Origin of the sequence: [Actinomadura] parvosata subsp. kistnae, from assembly GCF_900323885.1 — a bacterium.
GTDB classification, from domain to species: Bacteria; Actinomycetota; Actinomycetes; order Streptosporangiales; family Streptosporangiaceae; genus Nonomuraea; species Nonomuraea composti.
Map to the genome: position 1 here is coordinate 102,734 of NZ_OOHJ01000003.1, position 21,340 is coordinate 124,073.

The following is a 21,340-nucleotide window of genomic DNA, read 5'->3' on the forward strand; positions in this document are numbered from 1 at the left end:
GGTCTCCCTAGGGTCGGGGGGTTTCCAGCAGGACGGTCACCGCTCCGGCCGGGACGGTGACCGGCCCGTCGTGCCGCACGCCGTCGAACACGCTCACGCCGCTCACCCCCTCGGCCGTCACGGGCCGGTCGCCATGGTTGATCAGGAAGACGTGGCCGCCCCTGCGCACCAGTTCGAGGGTGTCGGGCAGGCCGCGCGGGCGGGACACGCCGGCGTGGTCGAGCACCCGCGCGAGCAGGTCGCGCAGGCCGGTGACGGGGGCGGTGGCCAGGTACCAGGCGCTGCCCGCGCCGAGGTCGTGGCGGGTGAGGGCGGGGTGGCCGGCGTCGGGGCCGTCGGCGAAGCCCTCGACGGTGACCGCGCCCGCCGGGCGGACGCGTTCGGACCAGACGCGGGCCGGATCGCCGGTGGTGAGGGTGACCGTCTCGTGCTCGCGCAGCGGGTGGAACTCCTCGATCGACAGGCCGAGCAGCTCGCGCAGCGCGCCCGGGTGGGCGCCCGGGTGGATGGTGTCGTGCTCGTCCACGATGCCGGAGAAGTACGACACGAGCAGGTGGCCGCCCGCTTCCACGTATCGGTGCAGGTTCTTGGCGGACGCCTCGGTCAGCAGGTACGAGCTGGGCGCCACCACCACCCGATACCCCGAAATATCAGCGGAAGGGTGGACGAAGTCCACCGTGACGTGCTCGCGCCACAACGCCTCGTAGAAGGCGTCCATCCGCTCCCTGAACGTCAGGTCCACCGACGGCCGCCAGTCCAGCTCCAGCGCCCAGTACGACTCCCAGTCCCACACGAGCGCCACCTCGGCCCGCACCCGGCTTCCCCGCAGCCCGGCGAGCTTGCGCAGGTCGGCGCCGAGCCGCACGATCTCGCGCCACTGCTCGGAGCCGGTGCCCGCGTGCGGCACCATCCCGGAGTGGAACTTCTCGGCCCCGAACCGCGAGGCCCTGAACTGGAAGAACAGCACGCTGTCGGAGCCGCGGGCGACGTGCGCGAGGCTGTTGCGGCGCATCTCGCCGGGCCGCTTGGCGAGGTTGCGCGGCTGCCAGTTGACCGCGCCCGCCGAGTGCTCCATGAGCATCCACGGCCGGCCGCCCGCCACCGACCGCGCGAGGTCGGCGGACATGGCCAGGTCGATGTGGTTGTCGGGCCGCTCGGCCTGGAGGTAGTGGTCGTTGGCGATCACGTCCAGCTCGCGGGCCCACTGCCACAGGTCGGTGGACTTGCAGTTCACGGTGCCGGCGAAGTTCGTGGTCACGGGGAGGCCGGGGGTCAGCTCGCGCAGGATGTCGCGCTGCAGCGCGTAGTGCTCGCGGTGCTGGCCGTCGCTGAAGCGGGCGTAGTCGAGGCGCTGGGCGGGGTTGACGGTCGTGTGGTTGGCGCGCGGGGCGTCGATCTCGGCCCAGTCGGTGTAGGTCTGGCCCCAGAACGTGGTGCCCCAGGCGTCGTTCAATGCGGAAATATCGCGATATTTCTGGCGGAGCCACGCGCGCCAGGCCGCCACGCTGTGCTCGCAGTAGCACTCGCCGAGCGGCGCCCCGTACTCGTTGTGCACGTGCCACATGACCACGGCCGGGTGGCCGCGGTAGTGCTCGCCCAGCGCCCGCACCAGCCGCGCGGTCGCCTCGCGGAAGGCCGGGGCGCTGGAGCAGGCGCTCTGCCGGCCGCCGAACCCGATGCGCACGCCCTCCCTGGTCACCGGCAGCACGTCGGGGTGCCGGGCGACGAACCAGGCGGGCGGGGCGGCGGTGGGCGTGCCGAGGTCGACGGCGACGCCGTTCGCGTGCAGCCGGTCGATGATCTCATCGAGCCAGCCGAACGCGAACCGCCCCTCCTCGGGCTCCATCAGCGCCCACGAGAACAGGCCCAGCGTGACCAGGTTGACCCCGGCCTCCCGCATGAGGGCGACGTCCTCCTCCAGGACCTCGCGCGGCCACTGCTCCGGGTTGTAGTCGCCGCCATAGGCGATCCCGGCAGGACGCTCCGGATACATCCATCCCCCTCGAAAAGCTTCTGTGAACGTGCACAGTAAGACTCCACCCGCCCGAAAGGGAACAGCAATCCACAAATTTCATGCTCTTGCAGGACATTAACGAGAACGTAACACCCCTTGACGACCGTTTCGGCGCTGCTCCACTCTGTGCACGTTCACAGAACCCCCCTGGAGGTACGCAATGCGCGCCAACCGCCTTGGAGCAGCCCTGGCCGTCGCCCTCACGGCCACCCTCGCGAGCTGCGGCTCCGGCGAGCCCGCCCAGAGCCCCGAGGCGGCGACCGGCCGGCCCGCCTCCTCCGCCGCCCAGGGCCCGGTCAAGCTCACGTACTGGACCTGGGCCCCCAACATGGACAAGATCGTCAAGGTCTGGAACGAGGCCCACCCCGATATCCAGGTCACGGTCAGCAAGCAAGCCGGTGGCGACGACGCGGCCGCCAAGTTCCTCACCGCGGCCAAGGCCGGCAACCCGCCCGACCTGGTGCAGGCCGAGTACCAGCACCTGCCCTCGTTCATCGCCGCCGACGCCGTCGCCGACCTCAAGGCCGAGACCGCCGCCATCAAGGGCGAGTTCTCCGAGGGCCTGTGGCGCCTGGTCACGCTCGGCACCGACGCCGTCTACGGCGTCCCCCAGGACAGCGGCCCGATGATGCTCTTCTACCGCAAGGACCTGTTCGACAAGTACGGCATCGCCGTCCCCAAGACCTGGCAGGAGTACGGCGACGCGGCCCGCGCGGTCAGGAAGAAGGACCCGAAGGTCTACCTCGGGACGTTCTCCAGCAAGGACCCGGGAGCGTTCACAGGGCTGGCCCAGCAGGCGGGCGCCCAGTGGTGGTCGATCAGCGGCGATTCGTGGAAGGTGGCCATCGCCGACGAGCCCACCAGGAAGGTCGCCGACTACTGGGGCGCGCTGGTCAAGGAGGGCGCCATCGACGACATGCCGTACTTCACGCCCGAGTGGAACAAGGCGCTCAACGACGGCAAGCTGCTCACCTGGCCGTCCGCCGTGTGGGCGCCCGGCGTCCTGTCCAGCAACGCGCCCAAGGCCAAGGGCAAGTGGGCCGTCGCGCCGCTGCCGCAGTGGAACGCCGGCGAGAGCTACAGCGGCTTCTGGGGCGGCTCGTCCACCGCCGTGTCGGCCAAGACGCCGAACAAGGCCGCCGCCGCCCGGTTCGCCACCTGGCTCAACACCGACCCGGCCGCCATCGACCTGCTGGTCAAGGAGGCCGCCATCTACCCGGCCGCCACCAAGGCGCAGTCGGCGCTCGGCCAGGCGCCCGACTACTTCTCCAACCAGCCCGACTTCTGGCAGCAGGCCGCCGCCGTCTCCGCCGGCGCGCGCGGCTTCACCTTCGGCCCGAACGTCGGCGTCACCTACAACGCCTTCAAGGACGGCTTCGACAAGGCGCTGCAGAACGGCACCCCGTTCGCCGACGCCGTCCAGGGCATGCAGGACGCCACCGTCGCCGACATGCGCAAGTCCGGCTTCACGATCGCCTCATGAAGCGCTCCGGAAGGGGGCCGTGGCCGTACCTGTTCCTGACCCCCGCGATGGTGCTGTTCACGCTGTTCCTCGCGGTCCCCATCGGCTACACCGTCTACCTGGCGACACGCCGTACCAAGGTGTCGGGGCTCGGCCTGGGCAAGGGCGCGCGGCGGGAGGTGTTCGTCGGGTTCGACAACTTCGCCGCCGCCCTGGCCGACACCGAGCTGTGGCGCGGCTGGCTGCGCGTGCTCGGCTACGGCGCGCTGGTGCTGGTCGTGATGCTGGGGCTGGCGCTGCTGTTCGCGCTGCTGCTGGACTCGGCGCGGGTGCGGCTGGCCCGCTTCTCGCGGATCGCGATCTTCCTGCCGTACGCGGTGCCGGGCGTGGCCGCCACCCTGCTGTGGGGCTTCCTCTACCTGCCCTCGCTCAGCCCCATCAGGGACGTCCTGGACGTCGACTTCCTCGGCGCCACCACCGTCACCTACTCCATGGCGAACGTGGCCGTGTGGGGCGGCGTCGGCTTCAACATGCTGGTGCTCTACACGACGCTGCGCGCCATCCCCCGCGACCTGTACGAGGCGGCGCGCCTCGACGGCGCCTCCGAGCTGCAGATCGCCCTGCGCGTCAAGATCCCGATCCTGGCCCCGGCGATCGTCCTGACCACCGTGTTCTCGATCATCGCGACGATCCAGGTGTTCACCGAGCCGACCACGCTGCGCCCGCTGACCAACACGATCAGCTCCACGTGGAGCCCGCTCATGAAGGTCTACCGCGACGCGTTCGTCACCGGCGACCTGTACTCGGCCGCCGCCACCTCGATCGTCATCGCCGCGATCTCGCTCGTCCTGTCGTTCGGATTCCTGCGCGTGGTGCGCCACCACGCCTTCAGGGAGGGCTGATGGCCGCGACCGTCTCACACCGCCGTTCCCGGGCCGGCTCGGGCCGTCTGATCGGCCGCCCGGTCGGCGCCGTGCCCACCGCGCTGCTCCTCATCGGCGCGATCTACTGCCTGTTCCCCGTCGTCTGGGTGCTGATCGCGGCCACCAAGTCGCCGGGCGAGCTGTTCAGCACCGCCACCCTCTCCTTCGGCACGGGCTTCCTCGACAACGTCGCCGAGCTGTTCGCCTACCGCGACGGCGTGTTCTGGCTGTGGGCCGGCAACACGCTCCTCTACGCCGGCGGCGGCGCGCTGCTGTCCACCGCCGTCTCCGCGGTCTCCGGCTACGCCCTGGCGAAGTACCGCTTCCGCGGCCGCGACGCCATCTTCAACCTGCTCATCGGCGGCATCCTCGTGCCGGCCGTGGTGCTGGCGATCCCGCAGTACCTGCTGTTCTCCAAGATCGGCCTGGCCGACAGCTACTGGGCCGTGCTGCTGCCGCAGATCCTGCACCCGTACAGCATCTACCTGGCCCGCATCTACGCCGCCGCGGCCATCCCCGACTCGCTGCTGGAGGCGGGCCGCATCGACGGCGCCGGCGAGTGGCGGCTCATGTCGCGGGTGGCGATGCCGCTCATGGTGCCCGGCATGGTGACGATCTTCCTGTTCCAGTTCGTGGCGATCTGGAACAACTTCCTGCTGCCGTTCATCATGCTCGGCGACGACGGCAAGTTCCCCCTGACGGTCGGCCTCTACACGCTGCTGGCCGCCGGCGCGAACCAGCCCGCCCTCTACAACCTGATCCTGACCGGCGCCTTCCTGTCGATCGTGCCCTTGATCGCGCTCTTCCTCACGATGCAGCGATACTGGAGGACCGATCTGTCCTCGGGAGCAGTGAAATGAAACGCCCAACGATCCACGACGTCGCCGCCGCCGCGGGGGTCTCGCGCGGCACGGTCTCCCGCCTGCTCAACGGGGACAAGTACGTGAGCCCGGCGGCGCGCGTGGCCATCGAGCGGGCCATCTCCGAGACCGGTTACGTCGTCAACCGCGCCGCCCGCAGCCTGGTCACCCAGCGCACCGGGTCGGTCGTCATGGTCCTGTCGGAGCCGCACGAGAAGCTGTTCGAGGACCCCAACTACAGCACGCTCATCCGCGTCGCCATCAGGATGCTCGCCGAGCGCGACCTGTCGCTGGTGATGATGATGGCGGGCGACGAGGGCGACCGCGAGCGCGTCGTGCGCTACGTGCGCGGCGGCCACGCCGACGGGGTGCTGCTGGTCTCCACGCACGCGGGCGACCCGCTGCTCGACGCCCTGCCCAGCGGCCCGCCCGCCGTCTCCTGCGGGCCGGTCATCGGGCGCGAGAGCGTCATCCCGTACGCCGCCGCCGACGACCGGCTCGGCGCCCGCCAGATGACCGAGTACTTCGTCGGCCTCGGCCGCCGACGCATCGCCATGATCACCGGCCCGATGGACACGCCCGGCGGCATCCAGCGCCTGGAGGGCTTCGCCGACGTCCTCGGCCGCAAGGCCACCAAACGCCTGATCGCCCACGGCGACTGGACCCAGGCCAGCGGCGAGCGGGCCATGAAGGAGCTGCTGGAGCGCGCCCCCGACATCGACGCCGTCTTCGTCGCCTCCGACCTCATGGCCGCCGGCGCCCTCGCGGCCCTGCGCGCGGCGGGCCGGCGCGTCCCGGACGACGTGGCGGTGGGCGGGTTCGACGACTCGTCCGTGGCCGTCTCCACGCACCCGCCGCTGACCACCATCCGCCAGCCGCTGGCCCAGATGGCGCAGGAGACGCTGCGCCTGCTGCTGGCGCTCATCGACGGGGCCGAGCACGTGGAGCCGGTGATCCTGCCCACCGAGCTGGTGATCCGCGAGTCCGCCTGATTTCACGGTCGATAAATAACCGGGGTTTAAGCGCCATCCGATTACGGCCCATTTTTAGCGGTGAATGGCGATAACCCCGGCGGGCGTCTTCACGGCCATGGCACTATGGGCGCGATTCTTGATCGGGGTAATCCTGCCATGGAGGCCGCTCGTGAACGGGTCACACCACGTCGACAAGGAAACGGCGCGGCGCGCACGGCTCCGCCGGTGGCGGCCCTGCCTGGCCGCGCTGGTGGCGGGCGTCCTCGCGGCGGGCCTCGTGACGGCAGAGCCGGCCGCGGCGCTGCCCGGGGCGACCGAGGAGAGCTTCTGGTCCCCCACCGCCACGCCCTCGCCCCGCCTGTCGAACGGGCGGCGGCCCGTCGAGCTGGGCATGCGCTTCACCGCCTCCCGGGCGGGCACCGTGACGGCGCTGCGCTTCTACAAGAACCCCGGCAGCACCGCCGAGCACACCGCCGCCCTCTGGGACGACCGGGGCGACCGGCTGGCCCGGGCGACGGTCACGGCCGAGACGCGGCAGGGGTGGCAGGAGGTGCGCCTCGCCAAGGGGGTCGCGCTGGTGCCCGGCCGGACGTACACGGTGTCGTATTTCAGCGCCGACGGGCGCTACGCCGTCGTGCCGCGTTACTTCACCCGCAATTCACCGCGCACCGATTCGTTGCGCGCGCAGGCGCGCAATGGCGTGTACAGCTACGATTCCAGCGCATTTCCGCGGAGAACGAGCGCGGGTCACAACTATCTGGTGGACGTGGTCTTCCAACCGGCCACGACCTCACCCTCGCCATCCCCTTCGCCGTCACCGACACCTACTCGGACACCGACGCCGACGCCGACGCCGACGGTCACCCCGACTCCGACCGCGACCCCCACCGCCACGCCGACCGTGACGCACACGGTGACACCCACAGTGACGCCCACAGTGACACCCACCGTGACGCCGACGAGCAAGACCGACTGTGACCTGCCCAGGCACCCGCGCCCGTCCTGCGTCGGCGTGCCGCCCGGCGCCCGGCTCACCACCGTCAAGGGGAACGTCACCGCCGCCAAGAACGGCCAGGTCATCGACGGGCAGCACATCACCGGCGACCTCATCATCACCGCCAGCGATGTGGTCATCAGGAACAGCCAGATCGACGGCCTGATCACCAACTGGGAGACGGGCGGCTCGTTCACCATCACCGACTCCACGGTCGGCCCACCCAGTGGCTGCAGCATCAACCCGGCCGTCGGCGAGAAGAACTTCAGGGCCGAGCGCATCAGCGTGCGCGGCTTCGACGACGGCTTCCGCATGTCGGGCAAGAACGTCGTCGTCCGCGACTCCTACGTGAAGCTGTGCGGCCCGCCCACCAGCCACTCCGACGGTATCCAGGCGTACTGCCCCGGCAAGATCGTGTGCAGCGGCCTGGTGTTCGACCACAACACGATCGACCAGCGGCAGGCCCCGGAGCACTCCGACCCGATCAACCTGGTGGACAAGAACCTCAGCGCGGTCACTGTCTCCGACAACCTGGTGGCCGGCGGCAACTACAGCCTGCTGCTGAAGTGGCACTCCGGGCCGAAGTGGCAGGTGGCGGGGAACAAGATCGTCCATGAGGCGTGGGACTTCGGCGCCGTCAGCTCCGAGGACACCTGCGAGAACATCGACTGGGGCGCCGGCAACGCCGTCGTCACCATCGACCAGGACTACCGCATCACCAAGACGGTGAAGACGCTGCCCCACTGCGTCGAGTGACCGGCCGGCGTCAGCCGTTCAGCGCGCCCGCGTAGACCCAGCGGCCGTCCAGGCGGACGAACCTGCTGTGCTCCTCCATCTCGCCCGGCTTCCCGCGCTCCACGTAGTGGGCGCGGAAGCGGACGGTGCCCTCGGTGTGCACGACGCTGCCGCCGGTGCTCTCCAGCACCTCCAGCCGCACCCACGTGACCCGCCGGTCGAGGTCGAGCCGGGCCGGGCGGTCGGCGGGGTGCCAGGTGCGCAGCAGGTACGCGGTGTCCCCCATCGCGAAGGCGCTGAACCGGGAGCGCATGAGCTGCTCGGCGGTGGTGGCGGCGGCTTCGCCCCGGTGGAGGCGGCCGCAGCAGTCCTGGTAGGGGGCGGGCCGGCCGCACGGGCACGTACGAGGAGGCATGCGCCCTATTCTGCCGCCCGCGCACCCGTGCGGCGCCCGCCACTCACCCGGGTCGGTCGGGGACCCGTCAGCAGGCGGCTCCGAGGCGGTCGGCCAGGTCGGTCAGGGTGCGGCCGAGCGGGGCGTCCAGGGTGAGCGTGGCGTCGGCGTCGCCGCCCGTCGGGCCCTGGTTGACGATCGCGATGGGCAGGCCGAGCGCGGCGGCCTTCGTCACGAACCGCAGCCCCGACCTGATCGCCAGCGACGACCCGAGCACGAGCAGCGCCCGCGCCCCGCCCACCACGGCGAAGCACTCGTCCACGCGCGGCTTGGGCACGTTCTCGCCGAAGAACACCACGTCGGGCTTGAGCACGCCGCCGCAGCCCGTGCAGTCGACCACGCGGAACCCGGCCACCTGCTCGTCGGTCAGCACGGCGTCGCCGTCGGGGTTGATCTGCGCGCTGGTGGCCTCCCAGCCGGGGTTGGCCTCGCGCAGGCGGCGCTCCAGCTCTGCGCGCGGGGTGCGCTCGCGGCAGGACAGGCACACGACGCGGTCGAGCCCGCCGTGCAGCTCGATCACCCGCCGGGCGCCGGCCGCCTGGTGCAGGCCGTCGACGTTCTGGGTGACGATGCCGGCCAGCAGGCCGCGCCGCTCCAGCTCGGCCACCGCCCGGTGCCCGGCGTTGGGGCGGGCGCCGCCGATCTGCCGCCAGCCGACGTGGCTGCGCGCCCAGTAACGCTGCCGGGCCTCGGCGCTGCCGACGAAGCGCTGGTACGTCATCGGCTCGGCCCGCCTGGCCCGCCCCGTCGGCCCCCGGTAGTCGGGAATGCCCGACTCGGTCGACAGCCCGGCCCCGCTGAGCACGGCCACCCGTCCCCCGGCGACCAGCTCGGCCAGCTCCGTCACCTTCGTGGTGCTTGGTGTCACCCCTCCATGGTGCATCAGTCGCCGGCCTGCTCCTCCGCCTCCGCGATCAGCTCGGCGTGCCAGAGCCGCCGCATCTCGGGGCAGCTCTCCAGCAGCTCCGGCAGCCGCCCGCGACCGGCGACGCGCCCCCGATCCAGGACGATCACCTGGTCGGCGCGTTCGAGCGCGGCCTGCCGGTGCGAGACGACCAGGACGGTCCCGGGGCCGCGCCCGGCGATCCGCTCCCACAGGAGCCGCTCGGTCTCGACGTCCAGCGCGGACGACAGGTCGTCCACCACCAGCAGGTCCGGGTCGCGGACGAGGGCGCGGGCGGCGGTGACGCGCTGCACCTGCCCGCCCGACAGCCGCACCCCGCGCGGCCCGACCACCGTCCCGAGCCCGTCGGGCATCGCGGCCAGGTCCCGCTCGAACACCGCCAGCTCCAGCGCCCGGCGGGCGTCGTCGTCGCTGGCGGGCAGGCCGAGCAGCAGGTTCTCCCGCAACGTCGCCGAGAACAGGCGGGGCACCTGGCCCGCGTACGCCGTCCGGCCCGGGACGAGGAACGTGCCCGGGTCCGCGACGGGCACGCCGTTCCACGAGATCGTGCCCGCGTCCAGTGGCAGGAGGCCGAGCAGGGCCCGCACCAGCGTGCTCTTGCCCGCCCCCACGGCCCCCGTGACCACCGTGAACGAGCCGCGCTCGATCCGCAGGTCGACGCCGTGCAGCCGGCCGCCCACGGTCAGCCCGCGCGCTTCGAGCACCCGCAGCGGGTCGCCGTGCCGGGGCTGGAGCGGGGCGGGCGGTGCGTGCCGGGGCTGGGACGGAGCGGGCGGCGCGTGTCGAGGCTGGGGCGGGGCGGGTGGGGGGTCGTCGCGCAGCCAGACGTCCGTGCCGCGCACCAGGGCGCCGGTGTCCTCGTGCGGCGCCATGAGCGCGGTCAGGCGCTCCGTGGCGACCGCCGCCTGCGGCAGCCGGTAGAGGGCCGTGCCGATCGAGCGGGGCAACGCGGTGAGCCAGCCGATGTAGGAGGTGAACAGCGCCAGGTCCCCCACGGTGAAACCGCCGCCGCGCATGGCGGGCGCGGCCAGGAGCAGCACGAGCCCGACGCTGAGCTCGACGGTCGCGGTGGTGGCCGCGTCCAGCAGGTCGGTGGCCATGCGGTCGCGGACGGCCGCGTCGCGCCGCCGCCGGTTCTGCGCGCGCAGCCGCTCCAGGGCCGCGGCCTCGGCGCCCGCCGTCTTGAGCGCGAGCACACCCCCGAACAGCTCGCCCACGTACGCCGTCACGCCCGCGCCGAGCCGCCTGGCCCGCCGGTGCAGCCGCGCCACGGCCCGCCGCATCGTCCGGCTCAGCACCCCGACCGCGACCATCGGCAGGACCAGCACCAGGGTGATCACGGGATCGACGGCCGCCATGATGGGCAGGGCCGCGGCGGCGAACAACGTGGTGCCCATCAGGCTGACGCTCTCGTCGGTGAAGTCCACCGTGTCGGCGACGTCGTCCCGCAGCCGGGCGACGGCCTCGCCCGAGGAGTGCGGCAGCCGGGCGGCGGCGGGCCCGCGCGCGGTCAGCACGGAGCGCAGCACGTTGGCGCGCAGCAGCGTGGCCGCCGCGGTCCACCAGTACACGCCGTACGTCCACGCGACGACGATCACCACCCCGCGGACCAGCTCGACCGCCACGAACGCCGCGCACCACCACAGCGTGGCGCGCAGGGTGGCGTCCTGGTGCCCGCTGATCTGGTCGAGCACCCGCTGCAGGACGAGCCCGCCGGCCAGCGGGATGACGTGCACGGGCAGCCACAGCAGCGCGCCGACGACGTACCGGCGCAGGTCGAACGCGGCCAGCCGGACGGCCACCCGCATCACCGGCCGCATGGGCCTGCTCGTCGGGCCACCGCCGCCGCGCCGAGCACGGGCCCGCTCATCGAGGCCGGACCTGCTCATCGGCCCACCCCCGCCAGGTCGAGCAGCCGCCCGAACCGGCTGTCCGGGTCGGCCGCCAGCTCGTCCCTGCGGCCGTACTCGACGATCTTGCCCCGGTCGAGCACCGCGATCTTGTCCACGCGGGACAGCGACGACAACCGGTGCGCGATGATCACCCCGGTCCTGCCGTCGAGCAGGCGGCCGATGCCGTCCTCGATGCGGCGCTCCGTGGCCGGGTCGAGGCGGCTGGACGCCTCGTCGAGCACGACCAGCCCGGGATCGGTGAGGAACGCCCGCGCGAACGCGAGCAACTGCGCCTGCCCCGCCGACACGCTGCCGGACCCGGCGTCGAGCACGGTGTCCAGGCCGTCGGGCAGCCCGGCCGCCCAGGTGCCGAGCCCGACCTCGTCCAGCACCTCCATCAACCGGGCGTCGCCGGGCGAGGGCCGGAACAGGGTCAGGTTGTCGCGCACGCTGGCCGTGAAGAGCTGCACGTCCTGCGTGACGACGGCGACCCTGGCCCGCAGCGAGCGCGGGTCGGCCGCGCGCAGGTCCACGCCGCCCACCCGGACGGCGCCCTCGACGGGGTCGTGCAGCCGCAGCACGAGCCGGGCCAGGGTGGTCTTGCCGCTGCCGGTGCGCCCCACCAGGCCCAGCGTCTCGCCGGGCGCGAGCGTGACGTCGATGCCGGACAGCACCTGCTCGTCGTCGTCCGGGTAGGAGAAGGCGACGTTCTCGACGCGCAGGGCGAGCGCGCCGGCGGCGGGCAGCGGGCGCGTGCCGGGGGTCAGCGCGGGCCGCTCGGCGAGCAGCGCCGCGATGCGCGCCAGCCCGGCCAGGGCCGCCTGGTACTGCCTGATCTGGCCGATCAGCCGCTCGAACGGCGCCCGCACCATGAGCGTGTACTGGAAGAGCAGCACGGCCGTGCCGGCCGTGAGCGCGCCGGTCTCCATGACCCACGCCGCCAGGCTCAGCATGATGGCCGTGCCCGCGGCGAACGCCACGGACGTGCCGGCCAGCAGCATGGTGCCGATGCGGGCGTCGCGGTGCTCGGCGCGGAAGAGGGCGGCGCTGACCTGGTGGAAGCGGCGCACGGTGTGCTCGCCGGCGCCGTTGGCGCGCAGGTCCTCGGCGCCGGCCAGGCGCTCCTCCAGGGTGCCGAACAGGGTGGCGCTCGCCGCCCGCGAGCGGGCCGCCGACGGCACCGCCAGCCGCTGGGCGCGCGCCATGCCATACCCGACGAGCAGGCAGTACACGAGCAGCACCGCCCCGATGCGCCAGTCCATGGCGAGCACGACGACGACCACGCCGGACAGCAGCAGCACGCTGGCCACCACGTCCAGCAGGAACGCCACCACGAAGTCGGCGACCGCGACGACGTCGCCGTCCACCCGCTCGATCAGCTCGCCGGGGGTGTGCCGGCCGTGGAAGGACAGGTCGAGGCCGAGCGCGTGCCCGGCCAGGCGCTCGCGCAGGCGGTTGGTGCCGTCCCAGGCGAGCCTGCCCGCCAGCCACGCGGTCGCCATCCTGGCGGCCTGGCCGGCCACGGCGAGCGCGAGGTAGCCGAGGGCGAGCAGCGTCAGGTGCCGGAGCCCGGCGCCGCCGGCGGCGTCGTCGACGAAGCGCCGGGTCAGCTGCGGCATGGCCAGCGGGAGCGCGGTCGCGGCGGCGATGGCGGCGGCCAGCGCGGCAGTGGCGCCCGGTCCGGGGCGGAGCAGGCGGAGGACGGAAGGTTCAGCTGATGATGAGGGGACCTCGGGATCGACCGATCTCAAGAAGCGTCATGCCCTTTGCGTTGGAGGATTCACTGAGCTGAGGGATCACGAACGCTTCAGCCATCGCGGGCCTCCTCCTGATCATGGGCTGCGCTTCCGCCCGGGAGTACACCAGGCCGCGCCGGCGACCCGCAACCGGTTTTCAGCGGGGCGCGGGCCGCGGCACGCAGCCGGATTTCAGCGAGCCGCGGGCCGTATCACGCAGCCGGATCTCAGCGAGCCGCGGGCCGTATCACGCAGCCGAGTCGCAGCTCGGCGCACTGCTCCCGGCCGTCCACCCGCCACCAGAGCCGGCCGGGGGCGGGCAGCAGCTCGGTGACCAGCACTTCCGCCGGGTCGCGCCTGGCCAGATCCTCCACGGCGAAGGGGTCGCAGAAGTCGACAGAGAAGGGGCGGGGGTCGGCGGGGTGGCGGACGAAGACGTGGCGGGGCAGGGCGTGCCGGCGGCGCAGGCGGTGGATGCCGAGCCACCGGTCGAACGCGTCCGCGCCCCGCTCCAGCGGGAGGGGGACCCGCCAGCGGGCCCGCTGGTAGATCAGGTCGTCGATGAGGACGCGCGGGGTGTGGTCTCCGAGGTCGATCACGGGCGGCCCGGCGCGGGTGGCGCACGCGGGCCCGGGCGGGAGGCCGTCGGTGAGCGTGCGGGGCGCGGAGTGCAGATTGGCGGGCAGCCCCTCGTACAGGGCGCGGCAGTCGTCACGCACGCCGCACAGCACCCAGGTCGCCTCGTCCAGCCGGGGGCCGACGGCCATCAGCTCGGGGCCGGGCAGGCTCGGGCCGGGGTCTTCGGGAGCCAGGTCCCACAGCCCGGCGGTGGCGCCGGCCACGTCCCGGGCGGTCAGCCTGATGACCTCCTGCCCGTCGGAGGTCACGCCGGAGCGGCGGATCGCCTGCGCGGCAAGCGCGTTCAGGGCGGCGGTGAGTGCGCCCGCGTGCGCGGGCTCGGCGGCGAGCAGCGCCGCCAGCCGCCACAGCGGCAGCACCACCGTGAGCGCGCGCCGCAGCCCGGCCAGCGCACCGCCGCCGATCGTGACTTTCTCGCTGTACGGGCTGGAGCGCTCCTCGCGGAAGATCTCGTGCCGCCCGCGCCCTCCACCGTGCCGCGCCCGCCCCGCCCACCCGTGCGGATGAGGCCGGCCGGCCACCCGTGCACCCGTCCGATCACCGGCCACGTCGAAGGCTCCGGTGCCGTCACAACGGTCGGCTTCGACCCGGCCGGCTTCGACCCGGCCGGCTTCGACCCGGCCGGCTTCGACCCGGCCGGCTTCGACCCGGCCGGCTTCGACCCGGCCGGCTTCGACCCGGTCGGCTTCGACCCGGTCGGCTTCCAGGCGGGCGGCTTCCAGGCGGGCGGCTTCCAGGCGGGCGGCTTCCAGGCGGGCGGCTTCGAGGTGCTGGGGGCGGCGGGGCCAGGGCGCGGCGGCGTACCGGGCGCGCAGCTCCTCCACCCGGGCCGCGTCCGCGACCTGCCTGGTCAGCCGGTCACCCGCCGCCACGATCACCCGCTCGGGCCCCGGCTCCCCCACCCGCGACGACTCCCCGGCGTCGAAGCGCGCCCACAACACGGGCCCGCCCTCGCCTCCTAGAGCTAACCGCCGCAGGTGCCGGTGGGCGGCCGCGCTGAGCAGGCGGGAGCGCCTGGCCGTGCCGCCTCCGGGCGTGCGGGCCAGGGGATGCTTCACGATCGCCTGGTAGAAGGCGGGGTCGGCGAGGAAGGCGGCCTGGCGTACGGCTTCGTCGTCGAACGCCTCGGCGACACGGCGCCGGGTCGCGAGCCGGGCGGCGGCGTACGCGCTCCTGGCCGCCGCACGCGCCGCGCCCGCCCGTACGACGGCGGACTGCCAGCGCCGCGCCCACTCCCCCAGCCCGAGCGAGCCCAGCCCGAGCGAGCCCAGCCCGAGCGAGCCCAGCCCGAGTGAGCCCAGCAGCTCCAGCTCCGCCCCGCTCAGCGGCAGCCCGGCGCGGACGCTCCTGACGCACTGCCCGGCCTGCGCCCGCCGCTCGGGGCCAAGCCGCAGGACGTCGCCACGCAGGGGTGCGGCCAGCCGCTCGAAGCAGCGGCGTTCGGCGGCCAGCCGGCGCTCGGCGGCGAGCAGCCGCTCGCTGAGCCGCCCCAGGTCCGGATGCCCGAGCCCGTCAAGCAGCGACACCGGCAGGCCGGTGGTCCGCAGCAGGAGCCACGGCCGCAACTCCACGACCAGCCCTCCCCGCCCAGCGGGAACCACCCAGGCCGGCCCCACCGAGCCCGGCTCGCGTTCAGGGCCTGCGCGCCCGCCCGGCTCGGGCTCGTGGAGCTCCCCTAACGCCCGCTCGGCCCGCCACGGGCCGCTCACGCGCGCCTCCTCAGCACCCCGGCCTCGCACGGCGCCCAGGTGGGGGCGGGGCGTCACCGGCGACGGTGCAGGCGGCGAGGCGGCCGGGCGGGAGGTTGTGCAGGCGTCCGCGCCAGGTCTTGATGGTGTTCGCCACCTCCCAGGCCCGCATGGTCTCGGGCGCGTCGAACTCGACCCACCGGGTCAGGTCGTGCCCCGCCGGCGGCGGGAAGCGCACGCTGTGCCCGGCCCAGACGGTGCGGATGCCCATCCGGTACGGCCGCAGCCCGCCGAGCCGCACCCCGCCGGGCCCGTCCGCCAGCAGCTCCAGCGACTCCCCCACGACGCCGGCCCGAAGCCGGGCGCGCCCACGGCCAGCTCGCACGTGACCGGCGCCGCCATGGGGATCGCGGCCAGCAGGCGGCGCAGGTTGACGGTCATGCCGTCGAGTCCGGTCACGGCGGCCAGGAAGTCGATGCGGGTGACGATGATGGTCAGCCCGCGGCAGCGGGCCAGCGTGCCGAGGGGGAACGCGGCCACCCTCGTGGCGTCCAGCCGCCCCGCCCACGGCCCAGTGGCGGGCGGGGTGCCGAGCCCGGTCACCCACCGGACGGGGACGCCGTCGCCGTGCCAGTGCGGCCGGATCACCCGTTCTGGCGCCCACGCCAGCCACTCGGCCCCGGCCAGTTCGGGGACCCGGCGCAATGCGGCGACCTGCTCGGTCACGAGCCGCCCGCACAGCGTCACCCGCTCCGCCCCCAGCGCCCGCACCAGCGCGAACGCGGCGGGAAGCTGCCGCTCGCCGTCCACCACGACGTGCGCCCGCCGCTCCTTGGCGACCTCCACGGCCTGCTCCACCTCGGGCCTGAACAGCTCGCACCTGGCGGCGGCGGCCAGCACGTCGCGGCTGCTCTGGGTGCTGCCCTCGGCCAGCTCGAGCCCGTCGATGCTGAGCCGGAGCGCGGGGTCGCCCGCCAGGCGCAGGGCCGCGCCGACGGCCCGCAGGTGGGCGGTGTCGTAGGCGGCCTGCTCGATGACGGCCGCCGCCGACCGTCCGATCAGCGCGGTGTGCGGCCCGTCGCGGCGGTGCGCGGTGACGGTGCGCAGGCGGGCGGGGTCGGCGAGGCGTTCGACGATGCGGGCGCCCAGGTCGAGCACCTCGGTGCCGGGCGGCGGGACGGTCTCGGTGGTGAAGTCGGTGAACGGGGGAACGACAAGGAGCTCCATCAACCGCCCTCTCCGGGCCAGGGGTAGGGGTGCGAGTGCTGTGCGCGGTGCGCGGGTCCGTGCGCCTGCCGGATCGGTCCGGCGACCTGCCGGACGAACCACTGCGGGTGCGGCCCGGCCCCATGAGCCGGGCCATGGGGCTGAAGCTGCTGAACGGGCCCGGCAGAACCGTGCGACCGGCGCAGGGGCACCACCGGCTCCGGCCCGGCCGCGCCCGGCTGCTGCACGGCGGCGCTCGGTTGCGGCGCCGCAGCGCTCGGCTGCTGCATGGCGATGCCGGGCTGTTGCACGGCGTTCCCCGGCTGAGGTGCCGCCCTGTCCGACTGCTGCACGGCGGCGCTCGGTTGCGGCGCGGGATCGCCCGGTTGCGGAGCGGCCCCGGCCGGTTGCGGTACCGCCGACCGGGCCGGCTGCGGCGCGCGGCCGGAGCGCGTCACCGCACCCGCCTGCCGTGCCCCGCCTTCCTCGGACGTCGCGCTCGCGCGCTCGGCCCGTTCGGCGGGCGCCGTGGCTCGGCCGGCCGGCCGCAGGTAGACGCACCGCAGCTCGGCCGCGTAGCGCCGCTCCCCTTCCCGCAGCCAGCACGCCTCAGGCCCTGGCAGCACCTCGGTCAGCGTGACCCGATCGGCGGAGGCGGCCAGGCGGGCGAGTCCTTCGAGCAGGGCGGGCGAGCGGGTGTCGACGTAGAAGGAGCGCCGCTCGCGGGGTGTGGCGGCGTAGAACGCCTCGGGCAGCTCGTGCACCTCCCGCAGCCGGGCCATCGCCACCAGCAACTCGCGATCGTCGCCGGCCTGCGCCAGCGCCTCGAACGAGGCCCGCCCGAGCCGCCACCGCCGCCGCGAGATCACCACGTTGTCCCAGGTGAGCCGGGGCACGCGGGACAGCTCGGCCAGCCGCGGCACCCGGATCCTGGGCAGCGCGAACGCCGTGTGCAGCGCCGTGTCATGGTCGCCGTTGTGCAGCAGCAGCGGCTCCTCCATGCCCTTGGCGTGCAGGACGGCGCGCCGGCCGTCGCTGTGCACGTACAGCTCGTCGAGCCCGATGCGCCGCCGCCGCGGGTCGGCCGCCGCGCCGCCGAGCTCCAGCACGGGCCCGGGCAGCTCCAGAGGCGGCACGCCGTTGGTGCGGCGGGAGATGACGTTCAGGACGGTGAACCCGGACAGCGCCCGTCTGATGGCGGCGTCGCGCTCGGCCAGGCACGCGGCGCCTTCCTCGTGGAACTGCAGCGCCCACGGCGTGAGCAGCACCGCGTCATGGAGGCGGCTGAGGACGAGCGGGGTGCTCCCCGGTTCGTACGCCTCCAGCGCGGGCGTGGCCACCATGACGTCGGCCGAGCACAGGACGGGGGCGGCCGGCGGGGCGGGGTCGTCGAGCAGGCCGGCGAGGTTCAGCTCGGCGGCGCCGGCGGGCGCCTCGCGGACGAGGGCGGCGATGCGCGCGGCCAGCCGGTCGCCGTGCTCGATCTCCAGGTCGCCGGTGGAGCGCAGGACCTCGGCCAGCTCGTACGTGCCCGGCCCGAGCCGTCCGGCCAGCAGCCGGTTGGTGCGCTGCCGGGTGAGCTCGGCCTCCTCGGCGAGCAGGTCGAGCACCTTGGGCACGCGGCCGCGCAGGTCGGCGGCCAGGGCGTCGCCGACGGTGACGCGCAGCGTGCCGGCGGCGGCCTCGTGGACCACGGCCCGGTCGTCCTGGCGGCCGCCTCCGGCCAGCGCCTCGATGCGCCGCTGCACGGCGAGCTTCACGTCGGGGGAGGCTGCCGGGTATTGGGCGAGCAGCTCGCTGATCTCGCCGACGCGCCGCCCCAGCGGCAGGTGCGCGTCCTGGACGGACCGCGCCCCGATGGTGGCCCGGACGCGCTGCGCCGGCACGCCGCCACGGGCCACGAACGCCCGCTTGGGCACCCCGGACGCCAGCAGCCTGCGCACCCGCGGCTCCCACGCCCCACCGCCCTCGCGACCTGGCCCGCCACCCTCGCCGCCGGCGCGGCGTGGCCCGTCACCCTCCTGGTCCCCGGCGCGCTCTCGCCCGGCGCTCTCCTCGCCCCGCCGCGACCTCGCCCGGCGCTCCCGGCACTGCCTGCGCGGCCTCGTCCGGTGCTCTCCTCGCGTCCGGCGCGGCCTCGTCCGGTCGCCTCGGCGCAGCCGCACTCGCAACGCCCGGAGAACGCGCCCCGCCCGTGCCCGGGAGCGGGACGGCCGCCACCCTCCTCAGCGGGCGGGTCTCCGGCGGCGACGCGGACCCCTCTGGCGATCAGCCGTTCGCGCAGCCAGCCCAGGGGGTCGCAGATGGTGGCGGGCGGGCACAGGTCGTGGGTGAGCAGCCCGCGTCGTACGGCCACGGCCAGCGCCGCCGAGGCCCGCTCGACGCCCGCGCCCGTGCCGGCCGCGATCTCGGCCAGCGTGCGCCCGCCGTCGCAGTGGCCGACGAAGGCGGCACCGTCGAGCACCTCCCCGGTCCAGGTCTTGCGCCGTGGCACCAGCCCGGCGACGAGCCCGGGCTCGGCGAGCACGCGCTGCTGCAGCGCCTCGCTCACCCGGGCGGCCGGGTACGCCACCCGCCGGGCGCACGCGGCGGCGCCCTCCCAGGTGTAGCCGCCGGGATGCCCGGCAGTGACGGCCCCGTAGTTGACGGGCCCGTAGCAGCCGGCCGTCTCGCACGACGCCGACAGCCGCTGCACCTGCTCGGCGAGCTCGCGCCGGGTCCGGCCGCCCTTGGCGCCGCGCCGCAGGTCGCGGTAGAGGCCGGGCGCGTCGGAGACGAGCGCGTCGAGGAAACGTTCGTCGGCGACGATCTCGGCCACGGCGGCCCTGGCGCGGGCGGCGTCGCCGGCGACCAGGCCGGACAGCGTGAGCCTGGCCTCCTCCAGCCGGGCGGTCACGTCGTTCCAGGCCGTCAGCCAGTCTTCGGGCCCTGGGGTGCCGTCGGGCAGCGGGCGGAGGCCGCGCAGGCGGCCGCGCAGGCCGCGCGGCAGGCGACCGCCGCCGACGCGTTCCCTGCCCGCCCGCCCGTTGGGTGCGCCGGGCGGGCGGGCGTCGGGTCGCGGCCGGGCGCCTCGGTGAGCAGGTCGAGTGCCTGCCGCTCCAGGCGGACGACCGCGGCGGCCGTCTCGGCCGCCCTGGGGTGGACGAGGGACAGGACGAGCTCCCAGGGAAATCCGGCGCTCCGGACGACCACGGCCGGCAGCAGGGTCCAGTCGTGCTCGGTGTCCATATGTGCCTCTCCCTTTCCAGTGAATTCGTCGGTCCGCGTCGTCGTTAACTCAGATATTTACAAGATCATTTTCTTGTGTCAATGAGTTCGGCGATTAAAAGAAAATGAGAGCCCACTACCCCACCCTTAAACCCCCAAGGAAAATTACCCGCCAACGCCAGCAAATCCCGCCATACAGGGCACCACTGTTTACTTTCCGTAGCCAACGCCCCTATCCTTGCAGCACACAGCGTCAGCGCCGGTCTTGCGGCGCCCGCCGGAAACGACCTCGATCCGCATTAACCCGGCCGGATTTAAAACGCGTCAACGGCCGTTCGGATAATCATGTCGTGACGCCCGGAGGCGTTCCCTTTCGTATGGCAGGGCAAGGTGCGGTCAAGGCCGCGCGCCAGCGCGCCACGGAGGGGAAACGGGTTGATAGAAGGTGACATGGGGGGGTGACGGGGACCAGTGACGGACGACGCGCGGTCGCGGCGCCGCGACGGGCCGAGGCTGCGGACGCCGGTGATGGCGGTGGCGGGCATCCTCGTCACGGCCGTGGTGGTCACGCTGGACATCGCCACGGGGACGGCGGTGCGGCTGTTCCCGCTGCTGATCTTCCTGCCGGCGATCGTCTCGGCGCTCGGCGAGGTGTGGCAGACGGCGCTCGCCACCGTGTGGGTGATCCTGGTGGAGATCGTCACCGGCGTGGCCATCGGCGCGCAGGCCGACGACAACCTGCTGGCCGCCGGGTTCATGGGGGTGTTCGGGGGGCTGAGCATGCTCGGCTGCCGCTACCGGGTGCGGCGCGAGGAGGAGGTGCACCGGCTGCGCTCGGCCGCGGCGGCGCTGCAGCGGCTGATCGTGCGCCCGCTGCCCCTGCGCACGGCCGACGTCGTCGTCAACGGCCTCTACCAGCCGGTGGAGGAGGACGCGATGGTGGGCGGCGACATGTACGAGGTGGCCGCCTCCCGCCACGGCACCCGCGTGCTCATCGCCGACGTGCAGGGCAAGGGGCTGCCCGCCATCGGCACGGCGCTGGCGGTGCTCGGCTCGTTCAGGGAGGCCGCCTACCGCGAGCACACGCTCACCGGCGTCGTGGCCGCCCTGGAGAACTCCGTGGTCAGGCAGAACGCCTTCGCCGCCCAGACCGGCGAGCCGGAGCGGCTGGTCACCGCCCTCGTCCTCGACATCGGCAGCGAGCCCGTCGTCGAGGCCGTCAACTGCGGCCACATCGCCCCGTTCGTCATCCACGACGGCGAGGCGGCCCAGGTGGACCTCGGCGAGCCCGCCGTGCCCCTCGGCCTGGCGGCGCTGTCGTCGGCGCCCAGGAAGGGGGCCAGGTTCACGTTCCCGCGCGGCGCGACGATGCTGCTGTGCACGGACGGCGTCACCGAGGCCCGCGACCCCGGCGGCGCGTTCTACCCGCTGGAGGCGCGGCTGCGCGCCTACGCCCGCGCGCCGACCGGCGGCCTGGCCGCCGCGCTCGGAGCCGATCTGCGGGCCTTCACCGGCGCGGTCCCGCGCGACGACATCGCGATCCTCACCCTCCGCAGAGCCGACCCGGCCGCGAGGTCCGCCCTCCGCAGAGCCGACCCGGCTCTCTAGATCACGCTCCATGGAGCAGCCCCCGGCTCCATGAACCACTCACC

Annotated in this window: 16 protein-coding genes; 6 read left to right on the plus strand and 10 right to left on the minus strand. The window is 74.0% G+C overall.

Translation table 11 applies throughout. The features are described from left to right. Positions 1-7 precede the first annotated feature (7 nt). A complete protein-coding gene (locus KIS93_RS00965; RefSeq protein WP_080037162.1) occupies positions 8-1,993 on the minus strand; it encodes a beta-galactosidase in 1,986 nt (661 codons plus the stop codon). A gap of 181 nt (positions 1,994-2,174) precedes the next feature. Here KIS93_RS00965 and KIS93_RS00970 point away from each other — a divergent pair, with 181 nt between their 5' ends. From KIS93_RS00970 to KIS93_RS00990, 5 genes are all read left to right on the plus strand, one after another. After that, positions 2,175-3,497, plus strand: a complete 1,323-nt coding sequence (locus tag KIS93_RS00970) for an ABC transporter substrate-binding protein (protein WP_080037161.1) — start codon at positions 2,175-2,177, stop codon at positions 3,495-3,497. After that, positions 3,494-4,378 (plus strand): carbohydrate ABC transporter permease, encoded by an 885-nt coding sequence (locus KIS93_RS00975; protein WP_080037160.1) that lies wholly within the window; start codon positions 3,494-3,496, stop codon positions 4,376-4,378. The genes KIS93_RS00970 and KIS93_RS00975 overlap by 4 nt, the downstream gene beginning before the upstream one ends. Next, positions 4,378-5,259: a carbohydrate ABC transporter permease gene (locus KIS93_RS00980; protein ID WP_080037159.1), complete on the plus strand. Its 882-nt coding sequence runs from the start codon at positions 4,378-4,380 to the stop codon at positions 5,257-5,259. The genes KIS93_RS00975 and KIS93_RS00980 overlap by 1 nt, the downstream gene beginning before the upstream one ends. Next, positions 5,256-6,251, plus strand: a complete 996-nt coding sequence (locus KIS93_RS00985; protein ID WP_080037158.1) for a LacI family DNA-binding transcriptional regulator — start codon at positions 5,256-5,258, stop codon at positions 6,249-6,251. The genes KIS93_RS00980 and KIS93_RS00985 overlap by 4 nt, the downstream gene beginning before the upstream one ends. A 151-nt stretch (positions 6,252-6,402) precedes the next feature. Next, positions 6,403-7,983, plus strand: coding sequence for a DUF4082 domain-containing protein (locus KIS93_RS00990; RefSeq protein ID WP_080037157.1), 1,581 nt, complete (start codon positions 6,403-6,405; stop codon positions 7,981-7,983). A gap of 10 nt (positions 7,984-7,993) precedes the next feature. Here the strand turns inward: KIS93_RS00990 and KIS93_RS00995 are convergent, their stop codons facing one another. The 9 genes from KIS93_RS00995 to KIS93_RS01035 all read right to left on the minus strand — a co-directional run bounded on the left by KIS93_RS00995 (position 7,994) and on the right by KIS93_RS01035 (position 19,709). Further along, positions 7,994-8,377 (minus strand): YchJ family protein, encoded by a 384-nt coding sequence (locus KIS93_RS00995; RefSeq protein ID WP_080037156.1) that lies wholly within the window; start codon positions 8,375-8,377, stop codon positions 7,994-7,996. A gap of 67 nt (positions 8,378-8,444) precedes the next feature. Next, on the minus strand, positions 8,445-9,299 hold the full coding sequence (locus KIS93_RS01000; RefSeq protein ID WP_080037155.1) for an NAD-dependent protein deacetylase: 855 nt from the start codon (positions 9,297-9,299) through the stop codon (positions 8,445-8,447). Then, entirely contained in the window at positions 9,299-11,209 is a 1,911-nt protein-coding gene (locus tag KIS93_RS01005; protein WP_222107159.1) for an ABC transporter ATP-binding protein, read from the minus strand. Before KIS93_RS01005 ends, KIS93_RS01000 begins: the two co-directional genes overlap by 1 nt. Then, positions 11,206-12,963 (minus strand): ABC transporter ATP-binding protein, encoded by a 1,758-nt coding sequence (locus KIS93_RS01010; RefSeq protein ID WP_080037153.1) that lies wholly within the window; start codon positions 12,961-12,963, stop codon positions 11,206-11,208. Before KIS93_RS01010 ends, KIS93_RS01005 begins: the two co-directional genes overlap by 4 nt. A 212-nt stretch (positions 12,964-13,175) precedes the next feature. Then, the gene (locus KIS93_RS01015) at positions 13,176-15,296 is read right to left on the minus strand and encodes a hypothetical protein (protein ID WP_155126591.1); all 2,121 of its coding nucleotides are present in this window, start codon (positions 15,294-15,296) and stop codon (positions 13,176-13,178) included. Positions 15,297-15,306: 10 nt separating this feature from the next. Beyond that, positions 15,307-15,546 carry a hypothetical protein gene (locus KIS93_RS01020; RefSeq protein ID WP_186403513.1) on the minus strand — a complete coding sequence of 80 codons (240 nt, stop codon included), beginning with the start codon at positions 15,544-15,546 and terminating at the stop codon, positions 15,307-15,309. Next, on the minus strand, positions 15,480-16,502 hold the full coding sequence (locus KIS93_RS01025) for a hypothetical protein (RefSeq protein WP_186403514.1): 1,023 nt from the start codon (positions 16,500-16,502) through the stop codon (positions 15,480-15,482). The genes KIS93_RS01020 and KIS93_RS01025 overlap by 67 nt, the downstream gene beginning before the upstream one ends. Continuing rightward, complete coding sequence (locus tag KIS93_RS01030; RefSeq protein WP_186403515.1) at positions 16,502-18,424, minus strand: lantibiotic dehydratase; 1,923 nt, start codon at positions 18,422-18,424, stop codon at positions 16,502-16,504. The genes KIS93_RS01025 and KIS93_RS01030 overlap by 1 nt, the downstream gene beginning before the upstream one ends. A 967-nt stretch (positions 18,425-19,391) precedes the next feature. Next, positions 19,392-19,709 carry a hypothetical protein gene (locus tag KIS93_RS01035; protein ID WP_186403516.1) on the minus strand — a complete coding sequence of 106 codons (318 nt, stop codon included), beginning with the start codon at positions 19,707-19,709 and terminating at the stop codon, positions 19,392-19,394. A 450-nt stretch (positions 19,710-20,159) separates the two neighbouring features. Between KIS93_RS01035 and KIS93_RS01040 the strand changes: the two genes are divergently transcribed. After that, a complete protein-coding gene (locus KIS93_RS01040; RefSeq protein WP_230466016.1) occupies positions 20,160-21,296 on the plus strand; it encodes a PP2C family protein-serine/threonine phosphatase in 1,137 nt (378 codons plus the stop codon). Positions 21,297-21,340 lie beyond the last annotated feature (44 nt).